The sequence below is a fragment of the Komagataeibacter europaeus LMG 18890 genome (assembly GCF_000285295.1).
GTDB lineage: Bacteria > Pseudomonadota > Alphaproteobacteria > Acetobacterales > Acetobacteraceae > Komagataeibacter > Komagataeibacter europaeus.
Genome location: NZ_CADP01000004.1, coordinates 25896 through 38507, shown reverse-complemented (window position 1 = coordinate 38507; position 12612 = coordinate 25896). Strand labels below are relative to the sequence as shown.

The window sequence follows — 12612 nt, the reverse complement described above, 5'->3', positions numbered from 1 at the left end:
GAAATCAGCCCTGACAGGCCGCCCGAAGGGTCGCCAGCAGGTCGGGACGGCGTGGAAATGCAACCCCGTCCCATTCCACGACTTCCCGCACGGACAGGCTGTTAAGGGTGAAGACCGCCGTCGCCTGCCGCAACAGCGCGGGGGAAATACGGCCCACCTGCACGATCCCTGCATCCACCAGCACCCCACGGGCCGTTCCGGGCAGTGCGCCATCGCTGACCGGGGGGGTTACAGCCTGCCCGTCAATGCAGGCGACCAGCGTGCTGGCGCTGGTTTCGGCCACGAAACCCGCGTGGTTGAGCATGATGGCGTCATCCGCGCCCTGTACCGCCGCCTCCATCCGCGACAGGATGGATGGCAGGTAATTCAGGCTTTTTATCCGTGACAGGATACTGCCCCCGTCACGCCGGTGGGAGGCGGTGACCAGACGCACCGGGGTCGCGGGCGGCAGGCCGGCTGCCGCAGTCAGCAGCAATGTCGGCGAGACCTGCGCGGGCGGCAGCAGCCCGCGTGGTCCCACACCACGGGTGCAGGTCAGGCGCAATGACCCCGTTTGCAGCCCGCAGGCGTCCAGCAGGGCCGCAATACCCACAGCTATGGCCGTTCGGTCGGGGGGCGGCAGCCTGATGGCCGCCGCCCCCCGCGCCAGACGGTTCATGTGACGGTCAAGATGCCGGACCTGTCCCCCCGCCACGCGCATGGTCTCGAACAGGCCATCCCCCAGCAGGAAGCCCCGGTCCGCCGTGTCCACGCCTGCCCCCCCGTGGGGCAGGATCCGGCCATTGAGCCATATGGGCAGGGAAACGGGTGCGGTCATGGGGACGCTCCATCCGGGCTGTCATGGAAAATATCCAGCAGGGCCGCGATTTTCAGCTGCATTTCACGGTATTCGCGCATCGGGTCGGATTCAAAGGTGATGCCCCCACCCGCCGCCGCGATGATGCGCTCCGCCGTCATGGACAGCGCGCGGATGATGACGGAACTGTCCATGGCCCCATCGCACCCGATCCATGCCACCGTGCCGCAATAGGCCCCGCGGGCGGAGGCCTCCAGTTCATCAATGATCCGCATGGCGCGGTGCTTGGGCGCGCCCGTAACCGAACCCGGTGGCAGGGTGGCGGCCAGCAGGTCGAATGCATCACGCCCCGCATGCAGCTGCCCCGTGACCTCGGACACCAGATGATGGACATGGGCAAACCGTTCCACGCCGAACAGTTCGGGCACGCTGACGCTGCCGATACGGGCCACGCGGCCGATGTCATTGCGCATGAGATCCACGATCATCAGGTTTTCGGCCCGCTCCTTCGCATCATGTCGCAGGCGGTGGGCCAGTTGCGCGTCTTCCGCCGCCGACCGGCCACGCGGGGCGGTGCCCTTTATGGGCCGGGTGCGCACCGTGCCATCGGGACCAAGGGCGAGAAACCGCTCGGGCGAGGCGCTGAGCAGGGCGAATGCCCCGTCACATGACAGGAAAGCCCCGAACGGCGCGGGTGATCCGGCCCGCAATGCACGATACACCTCCACCGGCGCCAGGCCGGCGGGACGGGCCGCATACATGCGCCCGGTCATGTTGACCTGAAACACCTCGCCCGCCGCGATCCGCTCCACTGCCTCCGCCACACCGGCGCGATAGGCCGCGCCATCCTGATCCGGGCTGAAAGGCAGGGCGGGCAATGCGGGGATCGCCCCTGCCGAACCAACGGCTTCCCACTGCGCCACAAGACGGGCGATACGATCGGCAGGCAGGGCCATGGCGTCATGACCCGCCAGCCATGCCCGGCCATGCAGGCGATCAAGGACAAAGGCATGGTCATAAATACCGAACGCGGCTTCCGGCTGCATGGGGTCGTCCCCATGCCGTGTCATGATGCCCGTCCCGCGCAGCCCTGCGCCGTACCCGATAAATCCGACCGCGCCACCGGCAAAGGGAAGACCAGCGGGACAGCCGCCAGCAGGCAGGCTTTCCCGCAGCACCGTCAGCAGGTCAGGTTCCGCCGCCACGCCATCCAGCCAGCATCGGCCTGCACGCTGGACCACCACATGTACCGGGTCGCGGCAGATGATGATCCATCGTGCCCGGTCACCAACCTCGCCCCCGCTATCCAGACAGGCAAGCCAGGGCAGATGTCCCCACGCCGCAAGGATGGCGTCCACATCCCGCCAGGGCAGGGGCAGGCTTACGCCGTCCCTAGCCATCCCCGGGGTGCCGCAGGTCGTGGGTGTAGGTTGCCAGCATGGTGCGGACTTCCTCCCCATCCGTCGCCTCCAGCGCACGGCAGGCCATACGGCGGCAGTCATCCATGGCGGCCGCGCGGATCGCCCGCTTGACCCGTGGCACGGCGGAGGCATGCATGGAAAAGGACCGTAATCCCAGCCCCACCAGCAGCGGCACCGCCAGCGGGTCGGACGCCAGTTCCCCACAGACGGAAACCGGCCTGCGCTGGCGCAGCCCCGCATCCGCCGTCATGCGCACCAGACGCAGCACCGCGGGGTGCAGCGGGTCATACAGGGCCGCGACATCCGCCGCCGCCCGGTCGGCGGCAAGGGCATACATGGTCAGGTCATTGGTGCCGATGGCCAGGAATTCGGCTTCCTGCGCCAGCACATCGGCCATGAGTGCGGCGGCGGGCGTTTCAATCATGATGCCAAGCGGCGGCAGCGGGTCGGGGATTTCCACCCCCCTGCGCCGCAGCCTGCGCCCGACACGGGCATAAATGTCACGCGCGGCCCGCAATTCCCCCACCCCGGACACCATAGGCAACAGGACCCGCACCGGCCCCGCATGGGCCGCGCGCAGGATGGCGGCGAACTGCGTTTCCAGCAGGGCGCGATGCTGGAGCAGCAGCCGGATGCCACGCACGCCCAGCGCCGGATTGACATCGCCCCCATTGCCAATACCCACGCGCGACAGGGCATCGCTGTTCTTTTCACTGCCCCAGTCCACCACGCGGATCGTGACCGGATCGCCTGCCATGGCCTTGATCAGGGGCAGGTAGATGGCTTCCTGCCGCGCTTCGTCAGGCAGGGTATCGGTGTTCATGAACAGGAATTCGCTGCGCAGCAGGCCAATGCCCGCAGCCCCCGACTGCGCCACCATGGGCAGTTCGGCCGGGATTTCCAGATTGGCCTGCAGCGTCAGCACCTCACCGCTGGACAGGCGGGCGGGCAGGCGACGCAGGCGCCCCAGCATCTGGCGTTCACGTGCATAGGCCGCGACATCCACCCGTGCCGCCGCCGCCGTGCGGCTGGAAGGGCGGATAACGACATGCCCCGTCGTCCCATCCACCACCAGGCGCGTGCGCCGCCGCACCTGCGCCAGCAGCCCGTGGGCGGCCAGCACGGCGGGAATGCCCAGCGCACGCAGCAGGATGGCGGTATGCCCGGTACTGCCGCCTTCTTCCGTCACGACGGCGGCAATGCGGGAGGGATCGATCAGGGCGGCATCTGCGGGGCGCAACTGCTCGGCGACCAGAATGGCCCCATCAGGCAGGGTGGAAAAGGAACGGTAGGGCGTGCCACTGAGGTTACGGACCAGCCTGCGCCCGATTTCACGGAATTCGCCCGCACGCCTGCGGGCCGCCACCGCGTCCTCCCCCTGCGGCGCGGGACGACCGGGGGGGGCGAGCATAAGGGTCGCCAGCGCCTCGGTTTCCTGCATCACGGCGGCTTCGACCAGCATGCCATGTTCCAGCCGGGCCTCGATCCCGCGCCGCAGCCGCGAGGGGCCAAGCATCCGGCGATAGACTTCCAGCAGGGAGCCGATTTCCACCTGACCATCTTCCGGCAGCAGCGCCAGACGGTCATGCAGGCGGCCAAGCTGGGCCACGGAACGGCCTATGGCATCGTGCAGGCGGGTGCGTTCATGGGCAGGGTCACAGTCCCGGCGCGCCATGTCCACCGGCGGCGGGGCCGGTTCATGCGCAACGGCGGCCTGGCCGATCGCGACGCCGGGGGAAACAGGCTGGCCTTCCAGCCGGACTTCACCCGCGCGGGGACGGCGCGGGGGACGACGTTCAGTCGTCTTCATCAAACCCGGCCCCGACCAGCCGCGCCAGCGCCGCAAGCGCCTGCGGCCCCTGGGGGCCGGTGGTGGTGATGGTGATCGTCTCTCCCCGGCCCGCACCCAGCATCATGAGTCCCATGATGGAATGGCCCGAAACCGTCATGCCTGCATGGGTGACATCAACGCCTGCATCGAATTTTTCCGCGACCGTCACGAATTTCGCGGCCGCCCGCGCATGCAGCCCACGCTGGTTCACGATACCCACATCCATCCGGTGCGGCACGGGCTGTATCGCCGGTTCAGCCACCGTGGCCTGCCACGCTGTCCGCCTCATTCACGCATTCCCCCACACCCGACAGGCATGCCGCCGGCAGGTGGGAGGCGACGGATATGTAACGCCTGCCCGCCGATTCCGCGCCATTGAGGCATTCGCGCATATCCGCATGAATGCGCATCTGCGCCAGCTTGACCAGCATGGGCATGTTCACCCCCGCCAGCACTTCCACCCGGTCGGTTTCCAGCACGGAGACCGCAACATTCGATGGCGTGCTGCCAAACATGTCGGTCAGCAGGATGACGCCCTGCCCGCTATCGACCGAATCGATCGCCCGCTGCAGGGCATCGCGGCATGTACCGGGCAGGGCGGTGGCGGTGACGTTGAACACCGCTGTCTGCGCCTGCGGGCCGACCACGTGTTCGAGTTCTCCCTTCAGGGTCTCGCCAAGCACACCATGCATCACGAACACAAGACCGATCATTTCGGGTCCGTCTGCTCCGTTGTTTCGGGCAGCCCGCGGGGCCGGTTGGCCCACCGCCAGCTGCTGCGGCCCTGACGGGCCAGTTCACGATGCATGATCACCACCGGCCATGCATCATGTGGATGGGTATTGTCCGCACGTTGTGCAAGCCGGAGGGCGAGCGCCTCCACCAGCGTGACGGAACGGTGCCGCCCACCCGAACAGCCTATGGCGATGGTGGCGTATTTCTTTCCTTCCCGCACGAAACGCGGCAGCACCAGTTCCAGCAGCCCCACGATACGGTCGAGGAATTCCTGATAATCGGGATCACGGGCTACGTAAGCCGCCACATCCGCATCCAGCCCGGTCATGGCGGACAGGGCGGGGTCATAATAGGGATTGGTCAGGAAACGGGCGTCGAACACCATGTCCGCTTCACGCGGGAGGCCCGCCGGAAAGGCAAATGACATGAGGGCGACCGTCAGGCCGTCGAGTCCCCCCGCCGTCCATTCCCCGAAACGGGCCTCGACCAGCTGCCGCAGTTCCGGCGGCGGCAGGTCGGAGGTGTCGATCACCACATCCGCCGCTTCACGCAGGGGGGATGTCAGGGCGATTTCGGCCTCGATCCCTTCCTTCACGGTGCCATGGACGGCCTGCGGGTGACGCCGGCGGGTGGCGGTATAGCGACGCAGCAGCACGCTTTCCTCGGCTGTTGCGTAGATCAGTTCCGCATTCAGGCCCGGGTTGACGCGCAGCCGCGCCAGCGCCGCCAGCACGGCGGATGCATCGAACCCGCGCGTGCGGGAATCCACGCCAACCGCCACGGGGCGTTCGGCACGGGCCACGATTTCATCGAGCATGCCCAGCGGCGGATTATCGATCACCTCATGCCCCAGATCCTCCAGAATACGCAGAATCGAGGACTTGCCCGCACCGGACAGCCCGGTGACAAGCAGGATACGACGGGGAAGAGGTGTGTCTTCATGCATGGTGTCAGTCACGCAAAACCCTGACTTCTGTCAGCCACATGCCCAATGACAGATCGCTGTATCATGGCGGGATCGAAACCTTTTCTCGAACCCATTGTTCCCTGAACGGGCGACAATGGAAAGTGGCGACGATATCACATCTGCCTTCCATCAAGCAGTTGCCTGCGACCGGCGATGTAGTCCAGCACCAGCCCGATCCGGGCGACAGCGGAAGGCTGCGCCGGATCAATGAAGAATACCGGCTGTCCCACGACCTTATCACAGTGTGGCGGCGGAGGGAGTCGTGGTGGACGGTCAGCCGGGGAAACCAGCCTTGCAACCGCCACAACGCGCACGCGCGCACGGTAGCGCATGCGCACGATCCCGATGCCGCGCACTTCCAGCAGTCCGGCCAGGGGGGCGGGCGCACTGGCCCAGCCTTCGTGCAGGCAGACCCGGTCATCGGCCACCAGGTCATAGCCTGCGTCAATCAGGCGCAGCAGCAGGTCGGACTTGCCCGCCCCTGACGGGCCGGCCAGCACGATGCCGTGCTCCCCCCGCGCCGCACAGGACGCATGGATCTGGACCGGATCATTCATGGGAAAGGGACTTAACGCAAAGTCATCATTTCGGGGATGGAAAATTTTTTATGGACAAAACATGACCATTTTGTGATTCTGGCTTCAATGGAAGAAAACATGCCGTTCCACCCTTCGCCGGAAATACATATCCGGCATCTGACCGGCGTCGATGCCACGACCGGGCAGTTCCCGACGGAACTGTTTCCCCAGATCAGGCAGGCACTGGCAACGGGCATGGCCCGGCTGGGTCAGCAGGGCATGACTGCGGAAAACGTGACCCGCATCACCTTCACCCTGCGTGAGACCGATGGCTTCAGCGCCTGCTTTCCCCTTCTGAACGACCTGTTCGGCAGGACCTGTCCAGCAACGACGCTGCGGCTGGTCAGGCAGTTCGACCAGGACGGGCAACTGGCGGAAATCGAACTATTGGCCCTGCCCGCACAGCCTGGTGACGCAGCGTTCCAGGAATCTGTTTAAAAAATAAACGTTTCTGGGTTCTGTCTTTTTTCAGGGAGCGTCACCAGAAACGTCCCTGATTCCCACAATATCCTTGTGGTCAGCCTGCCTGAAACAGTCCCCGAGCCCCTGACCACGGATCCGGCCCCATGGGCAGATCTGTCGGATACGATCATTCGGGGGAAAGGAAAGTGGTGGAGCTGAGGGGAATCGAACCCCTGACCTCCTCATTGCGAACGAGGCGCTCTCCCATCTGAGCTACAGCCCCACATTCCTCGCGCGATACATACCCTGCACGGGCCGCAAGTCAAGACCCATTTTTGGGATGGCAATCACCTTCCTTCCCTCCCCGCCCTGTTCATGGCGGTTGTATGCGGGCATGACGGACACTAAATTCCAGTTCCCATCATCCATGAAGGTTGGCCCGTTGATCACCATTATCTTTAACCTGCTGGCTGAACTCATACAGCTTTATTACTATGTGGTGATGCTGGCCTGTCTGTTCAGCTTCCTGCTGGGGTTCGGCATCCTGGATCCACGCAACCAGATTGTCTGGAACATCTCGAACTTCCTGTTCCGCATGACCGAACCGGTCCTGCGTCCCATCCGGAACATCATGCCCAATATCGGCAACATCGACCTCAGCCCGCTCGTCCTGCTGCTGCTGCTGCAGTACGTGCTGATGCCGGTCATGAGCAAGATTTACGGGATGCTCATGGTCGGTATTGCATAAAAGCCGGGGCTGCGGGCTATCCACCGTGCGCCGGAGACGGATATAACAGGCCATACAAGCCTTGGCTTTCCTTCGGCCCGGATTTCAGGAGTTTATCATCACATGACAAAAATGCACCGTTTCCTGGCTCTCGCCGCGGCCCTGCCACTCGCTGCCGCCCTGTCCGGCACGCCCGCACATGCACAGGGTTTTGGTGACCTGACCGGTGGTTCGGGCGGGCTGGGCAAGGCGGGCAGCCTGCTTTCGGGCAGTGGCCTGAACGTGCCGTCCGTCTCGTCGCTGGCCCCTTCCAACGTCACGGGCCTGCTGAGCTACTGTGTCGAGAACAATTACCTGAAGGGCAACAGCCCCACCACGCTGCTTTCGTCGCTGAAGCAGAAGGCGGGCCTTGATACCTCCAGCAGCCAGTATTCCAACGGCCAGAACGGTATTCTTGACACCGGCAATGGCAACACGTTCTCGCTGTCATCGCTGAGCGGCAACCTGAAGCAGAAGGTTACGACCAAGGTGTGCAACGCCGTGCTGAAGCAGGGCAAGTCCCTGCTCTGACCCGGCCAAATGTGTGTCCGCCCGGTTCAGAACGGGCGGACAACCACCATGATTACGATGACCATCATGAGAACGGTCGGCACCTCGTTCGCCATGCGGTAGAACCGTTCGGGCCGCGTATTGCGGTCATTGGCGAAATCCCGCCGCCAGCGCCCGCATGCGCCGTTAAATCCCGCCATCAACAGCACACAGGCAAGCTTGGTGATCCACCAGCCGGAATGCCAGTCGATCAGCCCCGGAATGACCGACAGCAGGCCACCGAACAGGAACGTGCTGATCATGGCCGGCATCATGATGAACCGCAGCAGCTTGTATTCCATCACCTTGAAGCGTTCGGATTCAGCCGTGCCCGCCGCCACCTGGCAGTGATAGACAAACAGCCGCGGCAGATAGAACAGCCCCGCCATCCATGCGATGAACGACATGATGTGGAATGCCTTCAGCCACAGCATGATGGAGGCCAGCGCATCAATCATGCGCGGCGCCCTGCTGTTTCTGGCTGTCCAGTATACGCCGCAGCAACGGCACGAATTCATCAAGATGTGTGATCCGCAGCAACCCCGGCCATGATGGCGCGGGCAGGTCGGCCGCCCGCAGCAGCACACATCCCATGCCCGCCGCCTGCGCCGCGCGCGCACCGGTATCGGTATCTTCCAGCACGATGCAGTTTTCAGGCGGAACACCCTGTGCCTTCGCCGCCGCCAGGTAGACGGCCGGGTCCGGCTTGGGCTGGCCCATGTCGCGGGCGGAATGGATGTGCGCGGGCGCGATCAGGGCATCGAGCCCGGTACGACCGAATTTTGCTTCCATTTCCATGACCGAGGAATTGGAACCGATACGGTAGGGCAGCCCGAGGCCCGCTACCCCACGCAACATGGCGGGGGCACCGTCTATGGTCTCCGCCTCACTGCGCATGAGGGTGACAAGGTTGTGCTGCATCTGCGCGGGCCAGTCATCAGGCAGGGTGATGCCCTCCGCCTGCTCGATCTCATGCTTCAGCGCCGTCAGGGCATGGCCCGCAAAACGGTGGACCGCGTTTTCATCGCTTATGGCAAGGCCATATTCGCGCAGGTTGCGGGCAATCATGCGGCATGACGGCCCTTCACTGTCGATCAGGACACCATCACAGTCAAAAATGACCAGTTTGAGCGCGCCATCAGGACGCAGGGCGGCAGGCAGCATCGTTCATACATCCCGTATGGTCTTGATCAGGTCGCCCACATGTTCGGGCGGCGTGGTCGGAATGACCCCATGGCCAAGGTTGAACACATGGGGGCGGCCCTTCATCGCATCACGGATGGAGCGGGCCTCGGTGCGCATGCCCTCCCCCCCGGCCAGCACACGGATCGGGTCGAGGTTGCCCTGCAGCACCAGCGTATCGGGCACCTTTTCCGCCACGGCCTTCATGTCCGCCCCGGTGTCGAGCGCCATCGCGTTCACGCCCGTCACATGCCCGTATTCAATTGCCATAAGCCCGGCCAGGCGCGGGAAGCCGATCACCGGCACGCCGGGATGGCGCGCATTGATGATTTCGGTAATCCGCCGCGCGGGTTCGATGACATGCCTGCGGAACTGCGACGGCGGCAGAAGCCCCGACCAGCTGTCGAACAGCATGACCGCTTCTGCCCCGGCCATGATCTGGTCGCACAGCATGTCCGCCGTGGCGGTGGTCAGCAACTCGATCAGCCGGTCGAAGAATGCCGGGTCGGTATAGGCCAGCCTGCGCGTTTCCTCGAACTCACGCGAGCCATGGCCTTCCACCATGTAGCACGCCACGGTGAACGGGGCGCCGGCAAAGCCGATCAGCGTGACCTGCCCCGGTTTTGCAGGACCGATCGCATCCGGCCCGTCAACGGCCTTGCGCAGCCGTGCCAGCGTTTCCATGACCGGCTGCGTCGCCTGCTTCACCCGCGTGGGGTCCAGGCGTTCCAGGTCGGCCATCGAACGGACAGCCCCAAGGACGGGGCCCCGGCCGGGCACAAATTCCAGGGACTGCCCCATTGCCCATGGCAGGATGAGGATATCGGAAAACAGGATCGCGCCATCCATGCCAAAGCGGCGGATGGGCTGCAGCGTGATATCCACCGCCATGTCCGGTGTCATGCAACGGGTTATGAAATCCGCCTTTTCACGCAATGCCCGGAATTCTGGCAGGAACCGACCCGCCTGCCGCATCAGCCATACCGGAGGTGGCCATGTTGCCTCTCCCAACAGGGTGGCGAGCAGGGGTTTGCGTGTTTCAGTCATCGATCCGTCGTTCTGTTTCGTTGTGGCCGGACTATCTCGTACTTTCGCCGTGACGGATAGCGGGCAGGTGAAACGCGCGCGCTTCTTTCAAAACAATAAAAGAAAAGAGAAAGAAATTTTTTGATGTGCTTTAAGTGCTGTGGATGACGGGGTACCCACGTTTCCGAAAACGTACCCCACTTTTCCCACAGAGTGTACAGTTTCCGACTCCAAGGATTCCCGTGGGCGTGGGAAGTTATCCAGATTGTACCGACATGACCCTGTGTACAACCCACCGCGAACGGAGGTGTACCCGTTGTCCACGGTACTCGGTACGGCACAGAATTGTTTGGAGTACTGTCCCCATGTACCCCAGTACTCGAACGCGCCGAATTTCCTGTTTCACTTCGGCAGTACGGAGAGGGCGATGCCAGACGACTCGAATTTAGTACTAAAGCCGCCGCCATTACAGGCGGAGTCGCCGCCGATAGTACTGGCCAGCCGTTCTGCCGCGCGGCGGAGTCTGCTGGAATCGGCAGGGATACGGGCGGATTACCGCGCGGCGGATGTGGATGAACATGCCATTCGCGACCATGCCCGCGCCCGCGGGATGGAAGCGGGCCAGACAGCCCTTGAACTGGCCCGGGCCAAGGCGCGGGCCATCAGCATGGACAATGGCGCGGCGGTGATTGGCGCGGACCAGATGCTGTCATGCGATGGGGCATGGTTTGACAAGCCGGCAAGCATGGACGACGCCCGGCAGCAGTTACGCACGCTGCGCGGCAGGCCGCATGTGTTGCATACGGCGGTGGTGATGCTGCGTGACGGGTGCGAGACATGGCGGCACGTCGCCTGCCCCGTGCTGCACATGCGTGCCTTCAGCGATTCCTTTCTGGAACGTTACTTGGCGCTGGAGGGGGAGGCGATTCTGTCCTGTGTCGGGTGTTACCGGCTGGAAGGCGCGGGCATTCACCTGTTTTCCCATATAGAAGGGGCACATTCCGACATCATGGGGCTGCCGCTGCTGCCATTGCTGCAGGCGTTGCGGGCACAGCGTCTCATCATGCAATAAATTGGTTTGTAGGGGGTTGCATTGCCAGGATCTTACGGTTATACCCCGCGAACCAGACCACGGCAGGCCATGAAAAATGGTCGCTCAGTCAGGACAGTGGGGCCATAGCTCAGTTGGGAGAGCGCCTGAATGGCATTCAGGAGGTCAGGGGTTCGACTCCCCTTGGCTCCACCAGATTCCTTATCTGGTACCCCCTTTAAAAGTAAAACATCTGACGGGTCACTTGGTAGACTGGTAAAAGGTTCTACGAACTGAAGTGTCCTGAAGACGTTTTTGGTGAGGCTTCTTTCAAAAAGCTTCAAGGAATACTGTCTTTTTTGAAAAAGGCGGTACCTGAAAACTTTTATTGCTTTTCATCAACGGCCTGTTTTGAAACAGCCACTGGACCTGTGCGTGCAGTCCGTTTCCGGACTGCCTTAATCGGTTCGTAATACGTGCTGCGTTAAAACTGCATTTCATACGAATGAAACACGTAACCAGTTCGGCGAGTTCCCGACCGAATGAAAAGCAGATCCGGATGCAGATTTTAAGTGATCGCCCACCCATGCCCGCATCGGGGCATGACCTGTCACCCGTATGTCAGGCACGGAGCGGATGATGGACAGGCATCCCGTCCTGCCTGTCACGTCCGCCGGGTATGGGGGGCAGGACACCGAACTGGCGGCACTGTCGCTCAGCGGGGTGTATGTGCTGACATCCCGATCAGGTCACCATGCCAGTCCCGATCCCGACCTTTTGCACCGGATCGGTATGGAAGGAGATTTCACGTACAGTACCTGCCTGCTGTCACATCACAGGAATCATGTCAGGGGTCTGTCCTGTCAGATAGAACCCGCCCCGCAGGGCAGGCTTGTGCAGTGTGAACGTGGGGCGGTGTGGAATGTGGTGGTTGACGTGCGCACCGGCTCCCCCACTTTCGGACAATGGGTTGCGGAGACCCTGAGTGCGGGAAATGGCAGACGGTTATGGATTCCGCCGGGTTTCCTGCATGGATCATGTACGCTGGATGACCGGACGGCGATCCGTTACCACTGCACCACCCCACCACAACGGCAGTACGAACGGACCGTGCGCTGGAATGATGAAGCACTGGGGATCGGGTGGCCCGTGGCGGACACGCAGGCCGTCCTGTCCCGGCGGGACCTGTTGGCAGCGCCTTTTTTCAGCGTGATCGACTGGTTTGATTATGCCTGATTATAAAAGATTTTTTTATAAGTTGTTGATAAAATAAAAGTTTTTGGTGACCCCTTTGAAAAAAGCTTCACCAGAAACTTCTTTTCTTTGCCC

Annotated in this window: 15 protein-coding genes and 2 tRNA genes; 6 read left to right on the top strand and 11 right to left on the bottom strand. The window is 63.0% G+C overall.

What is annotated here, in order from left to right:
• Window positions 1-4 precede the first annotated feature (4 nt).
• The 7 genes from GEU01_RS03280 to GEU01_RS03250 all read right to left on the bottom strand — a co-directional run bounded on the left by GEU01_RS03280 (window position 5) and on the right by GEU01_RS03250 (window position 6307).
• Window positions 5-817 (bottom strand): aminotransferase class IV, encoded by an 813-nt coding sequence (locus GEU01_RS03280; protein ID WP_019084926.1) that lies wholly within the window; start codon window positions 815-817, stop codon window positions 5-7.
• The gene (locus GEU01_RS03275) at window positions 814-2196 is read right to left on the bottom strand and encodes an anthranilate synthase component I family protein (protein ID WP_019084925.1); all 1383 of its coding nucleotides are present in this window, start codon (window positions 2194-2196) and stop codon (window positions 814-816) included. Before GEU01_RS03275 ends, GEU01_RS03280 begins: the two co-directional genes overlap by 4 nt.
• Window positions 2189-4027, bottom strand: a complete 1839-nt coding sequence (gene ptsP / locus GEU01_RS03270; protein ID WP_019084924.1) for a phosphoenolpyruvate--protein phosphotransferase — start codon at window positions 4025-4027, stop codon at window positions 2189-2191. Before ptsP ends, GEU01_RS03275 begins: the two co-directional genes overlap by 8 nt.
• Window positions 4014-4310, bottom strand: coding sequence for an HPr family phosphocarrier protein (locus tag GEU01_RS03265; protein WP_019084923.1), 297 nt, complete (start codon window positions 4308-4310; stop codon window positions 4014-4016). The genes ptsP and GEU01_RS03265 overlap by 14 nt, the downstream gene beginning before the upstream one ends.
• Window positions 4303-4761, bottom strand: coding sequence for a PTS sugar transporter subunit IIA (locus GEU01_RS03260; RefSeq protein ID WP_010509528.1), 459 nt, complete (start codon window positions 4759-4761; stop codon window positions 4303-4305). Before GEU01_RS03260 ends, GEU01_RS03265 begins: the two co-directional genes overlap by 8 nt.
• Window positions 4758-5729, bottom strand: coding sequence for an RNase adapter RapZ (gene rapZ / locus GEU01_RS03255; RefSeq protein WP_019084922.1), 972 nt, complete (start codon window positions 5727-5729; stop codon window positions 4758-4760). The genes GEU01_RS03260 and rapZ overlap by 4 nt, the downstream gene beginning before the upstream one ends.
• A gap of 134 nt (window positions 5730-5863) precedes the next feature.
• Entirely contained in the window at window positions 5864-6307 is a 444-nt protein-coding gene (locus tag GEU01_RS03250) for an HPr kinase/phosphorylase (protein ID WP_019084921.1), read from the bottom strand.
• Between the two features lie 36 nt (window positions 6308-6343).
• Here GEU01_RS03250 and GEU01_RS03245 point away from each other — a divergent pair, with 36 nt between their 5' ends.
• Complete coding sequence (locus GEU01_RS03245) at window positions 6344-6766, top strand: RidA family protein (RefSeq protein ID WP_019084920.1); 423 nt, start codon at window positions 6344-6346, stop codon at window positions 6764-6766.
• A gap of 171 nt (window positions 6767-6937) precedes the next feature.
• On the opposite strand, the gene GEU01_RS03240 is transcribed toward GEU01_RS03245, so the two are convergent.
• Window positions 6938-7013, bottom strand: a tRNA-Ala gene (locus GEU01_RS03240).
• Between the two features lie 159 nt (window positions 7014-7172).
• Here GEU01_RS03240 and GEU01_RS03230 point away from each other — a divergent pair.
• Both GEU01_RS03230 and GEU01_RS03225 read left to right on the top strand, forming a co-directional pair.
• Window positions 7173-7478 carry a YggT family protein gene (locus tag GEU01_RS03230; protein ID WP_208620517.1) on the top strand — a complete coding sequence of 102 codons (306 nt, stop codon included), beginning with the start codon at window positions 7173-7175 and terminating at the stop codon, window positions 7476-7478.
• 102 nt (window positions 7479-7580) lie between these two features.
• A complete protein-coding gene (locus GEU01_RS03225) occupies window positions 7581-8027 on the top strand; it encodes a YjjA family protein (protein WP_019084918.1) in 447 nt (148 codons plus the stop codon).
• A gap of 26 nt (window positions 8028-8053) precedes the next feature.
• Here the strand turns inward: GEU01_RS03225 and hemJ are convergent, their stop codons facing one another.
• From hemJ to hemE, 3 genes are read right to left on the bottom strand one after another with little or no spacing between them, the layout of a single operon-like run.
• A complete protein-coding gene (gene hemJ, locus GEU01_RS03220; RefSeq protein ID WP_019084917.1) occupies window positions 8054-8503 on the bottom strand; it encodes a protoporphyrinogen oxidase HemJ in 450 nt (149 codons plus the stop codon).
• Window positions 8496-9209 carry an HAD family hydrolase gene (locus GEU01_RS03215; RefSeq protein WP_010509543.1) on the bottom strand — a complete coding sequence of 238 codons (714 nt, stop codon included), beginning with the start codon at window positions 9207-9209 and terminating at the stop codon, window positions 8496-8498. The genes hemJ and GEU01_RS03215 overlap by 8 nt, the downstream gene beginning before the upstream one ends.
• A gap of 3 nt (window positions 9210-9212) precedes the next feature.
• Window positions 9213-10274, bottom strand: coding sequence for a uroporphyrinogen decarboxylase (hemE, locus tag GEU01_RS03210; protein WP_026018464.1), 1062 nt, complete (start codon window positions 10272-10274; stop codon window positions 9213-9215).
• 406 nt (window positions 10275-10680) lie between these two features.
• Between hemE and GEU01_RS03205 the strand changes: the two genes are divergently transcribed.
• The 3 genes from GEU01_RS03205 (at window position 10681) to GEU01_RS03195 (ending at window position 12519) form a co-directional block, all read left to right on the top strand.
• Window positions 10681-11325 (top strand): Maf family protein, encoded by a 645-nt coding sequence (locus tag GEU01_RS03205; protein ID WP_081499924.1) that lies wholly within the window; start codon window positions 10681-10683, stop codon window positions 11323-11325.
• Window positions 11326-11423: 98 nt separating this feature from the next.
• A tRNA-Ala gene (locus GEU01_RS03200) sits at window positions 11424-11499 on the top strand.
• Window positions 11500-11922: 423 nt separating this feature from the next.
• Entirely contained in the window at window positions 11923-12519 is a 597-nt protein-coding gene (locus GEU01_RS03195) for a dTDP-4-dehydrorhamnose 3,5-epimerase family protein (protein ID WP_232272389.1), read from the top strand.
• The last annotated feature ends 93 nt before the right edge of the window (window positions 12520-12612 follow it).

Coding starts and splice junctions, on each gene's coding strand:
- GEU01_RS03250 (WP_019084921.1), bottom strand. CDS start 6,307: ATGAATGATCCGGTCCAGATCCATGCGTCCTGTGCGGCGCGGGGGGAG.
- GEU01_RS03245 (WP_019084920.1), top strand. CDS start 6,344: ATGGAAAATTTTTTATGGACAAAACATGACCATTTTGTGATTCTGGCT.
- GEU01_RS03275 (WP_019084925.1), bottom strand. CDS start 2,196: ATGGCTAGGGACGGCGTAAGCCTGCCCCTGCCCTGGCGGGATGTGGAC.
- hemE (WP_026018464.1), bottom strand. CDS start 10,274: ATGACTGAAACACGCAAACCCCTGCTCGCCACCCTGTTGGGAGAGGCA.
- GEU01_RS03280 (WP_019084926.1), bottom strand. CDS start 817: ATGACCGCACCCGTTTCCCTGCCCATATGGCTCAATGGCCGGATCCTG.
- GEU01_RS03225 (WP_019084918.1), top strand. CDS start 7,581: ATGACAAAAATGCACCGTTTCCTGGCTCTCGCCGCGGCCCTGCCACTC.
- GEU01_RS03260 (WP_010509528.1), bottom strand. CDS start 4,761: ATGATCGGTCTTGTGTTCGTGATGCATGGTGTGCTTGGCGAGACCCTG.
- rapZ (WP_019084922.1), bottom strand. CDS start 5,729: ATGCATGAAGACACACCTCTTCCCCGTCGTATCCTGCTTGTCACCGGG.
- GEU01_RS03215 (WP_010509543.1), bottom strand. CDS start 9,209: ATGCTGCCTGCCGCCCTGCGTCCTGATGGCGCGCTCAAACTGGTCATT.
- ptsP (WP_019084924.1), bottom strand. CDS start 4,027: ATGAAGACGACTGAACGTCGTCCCCCGCGCCGTCCCCGCGCGGGTGAA.
- GEU01_RS03205 (WP_081499924.1), top strand. CDS start 10,681: ATGCCAGACGACTCGAATTTAGTACTAAAGCCGCCGCCATTACAGGCG.
- GEU01_RS03195 (WP_232272389.1), top strand. CDS start 11,923: ATGGACAGGCATCCCGTCCTGCCTGTCACGTCCGCCGGGTATGGGGGG.
- hemJ (WP_019084917.1), bottom strand. CDS start 8,503: ATGATTGATGCGCTGGCCTCCATCATGCTGTGGCTGAAGGCATTCCAC.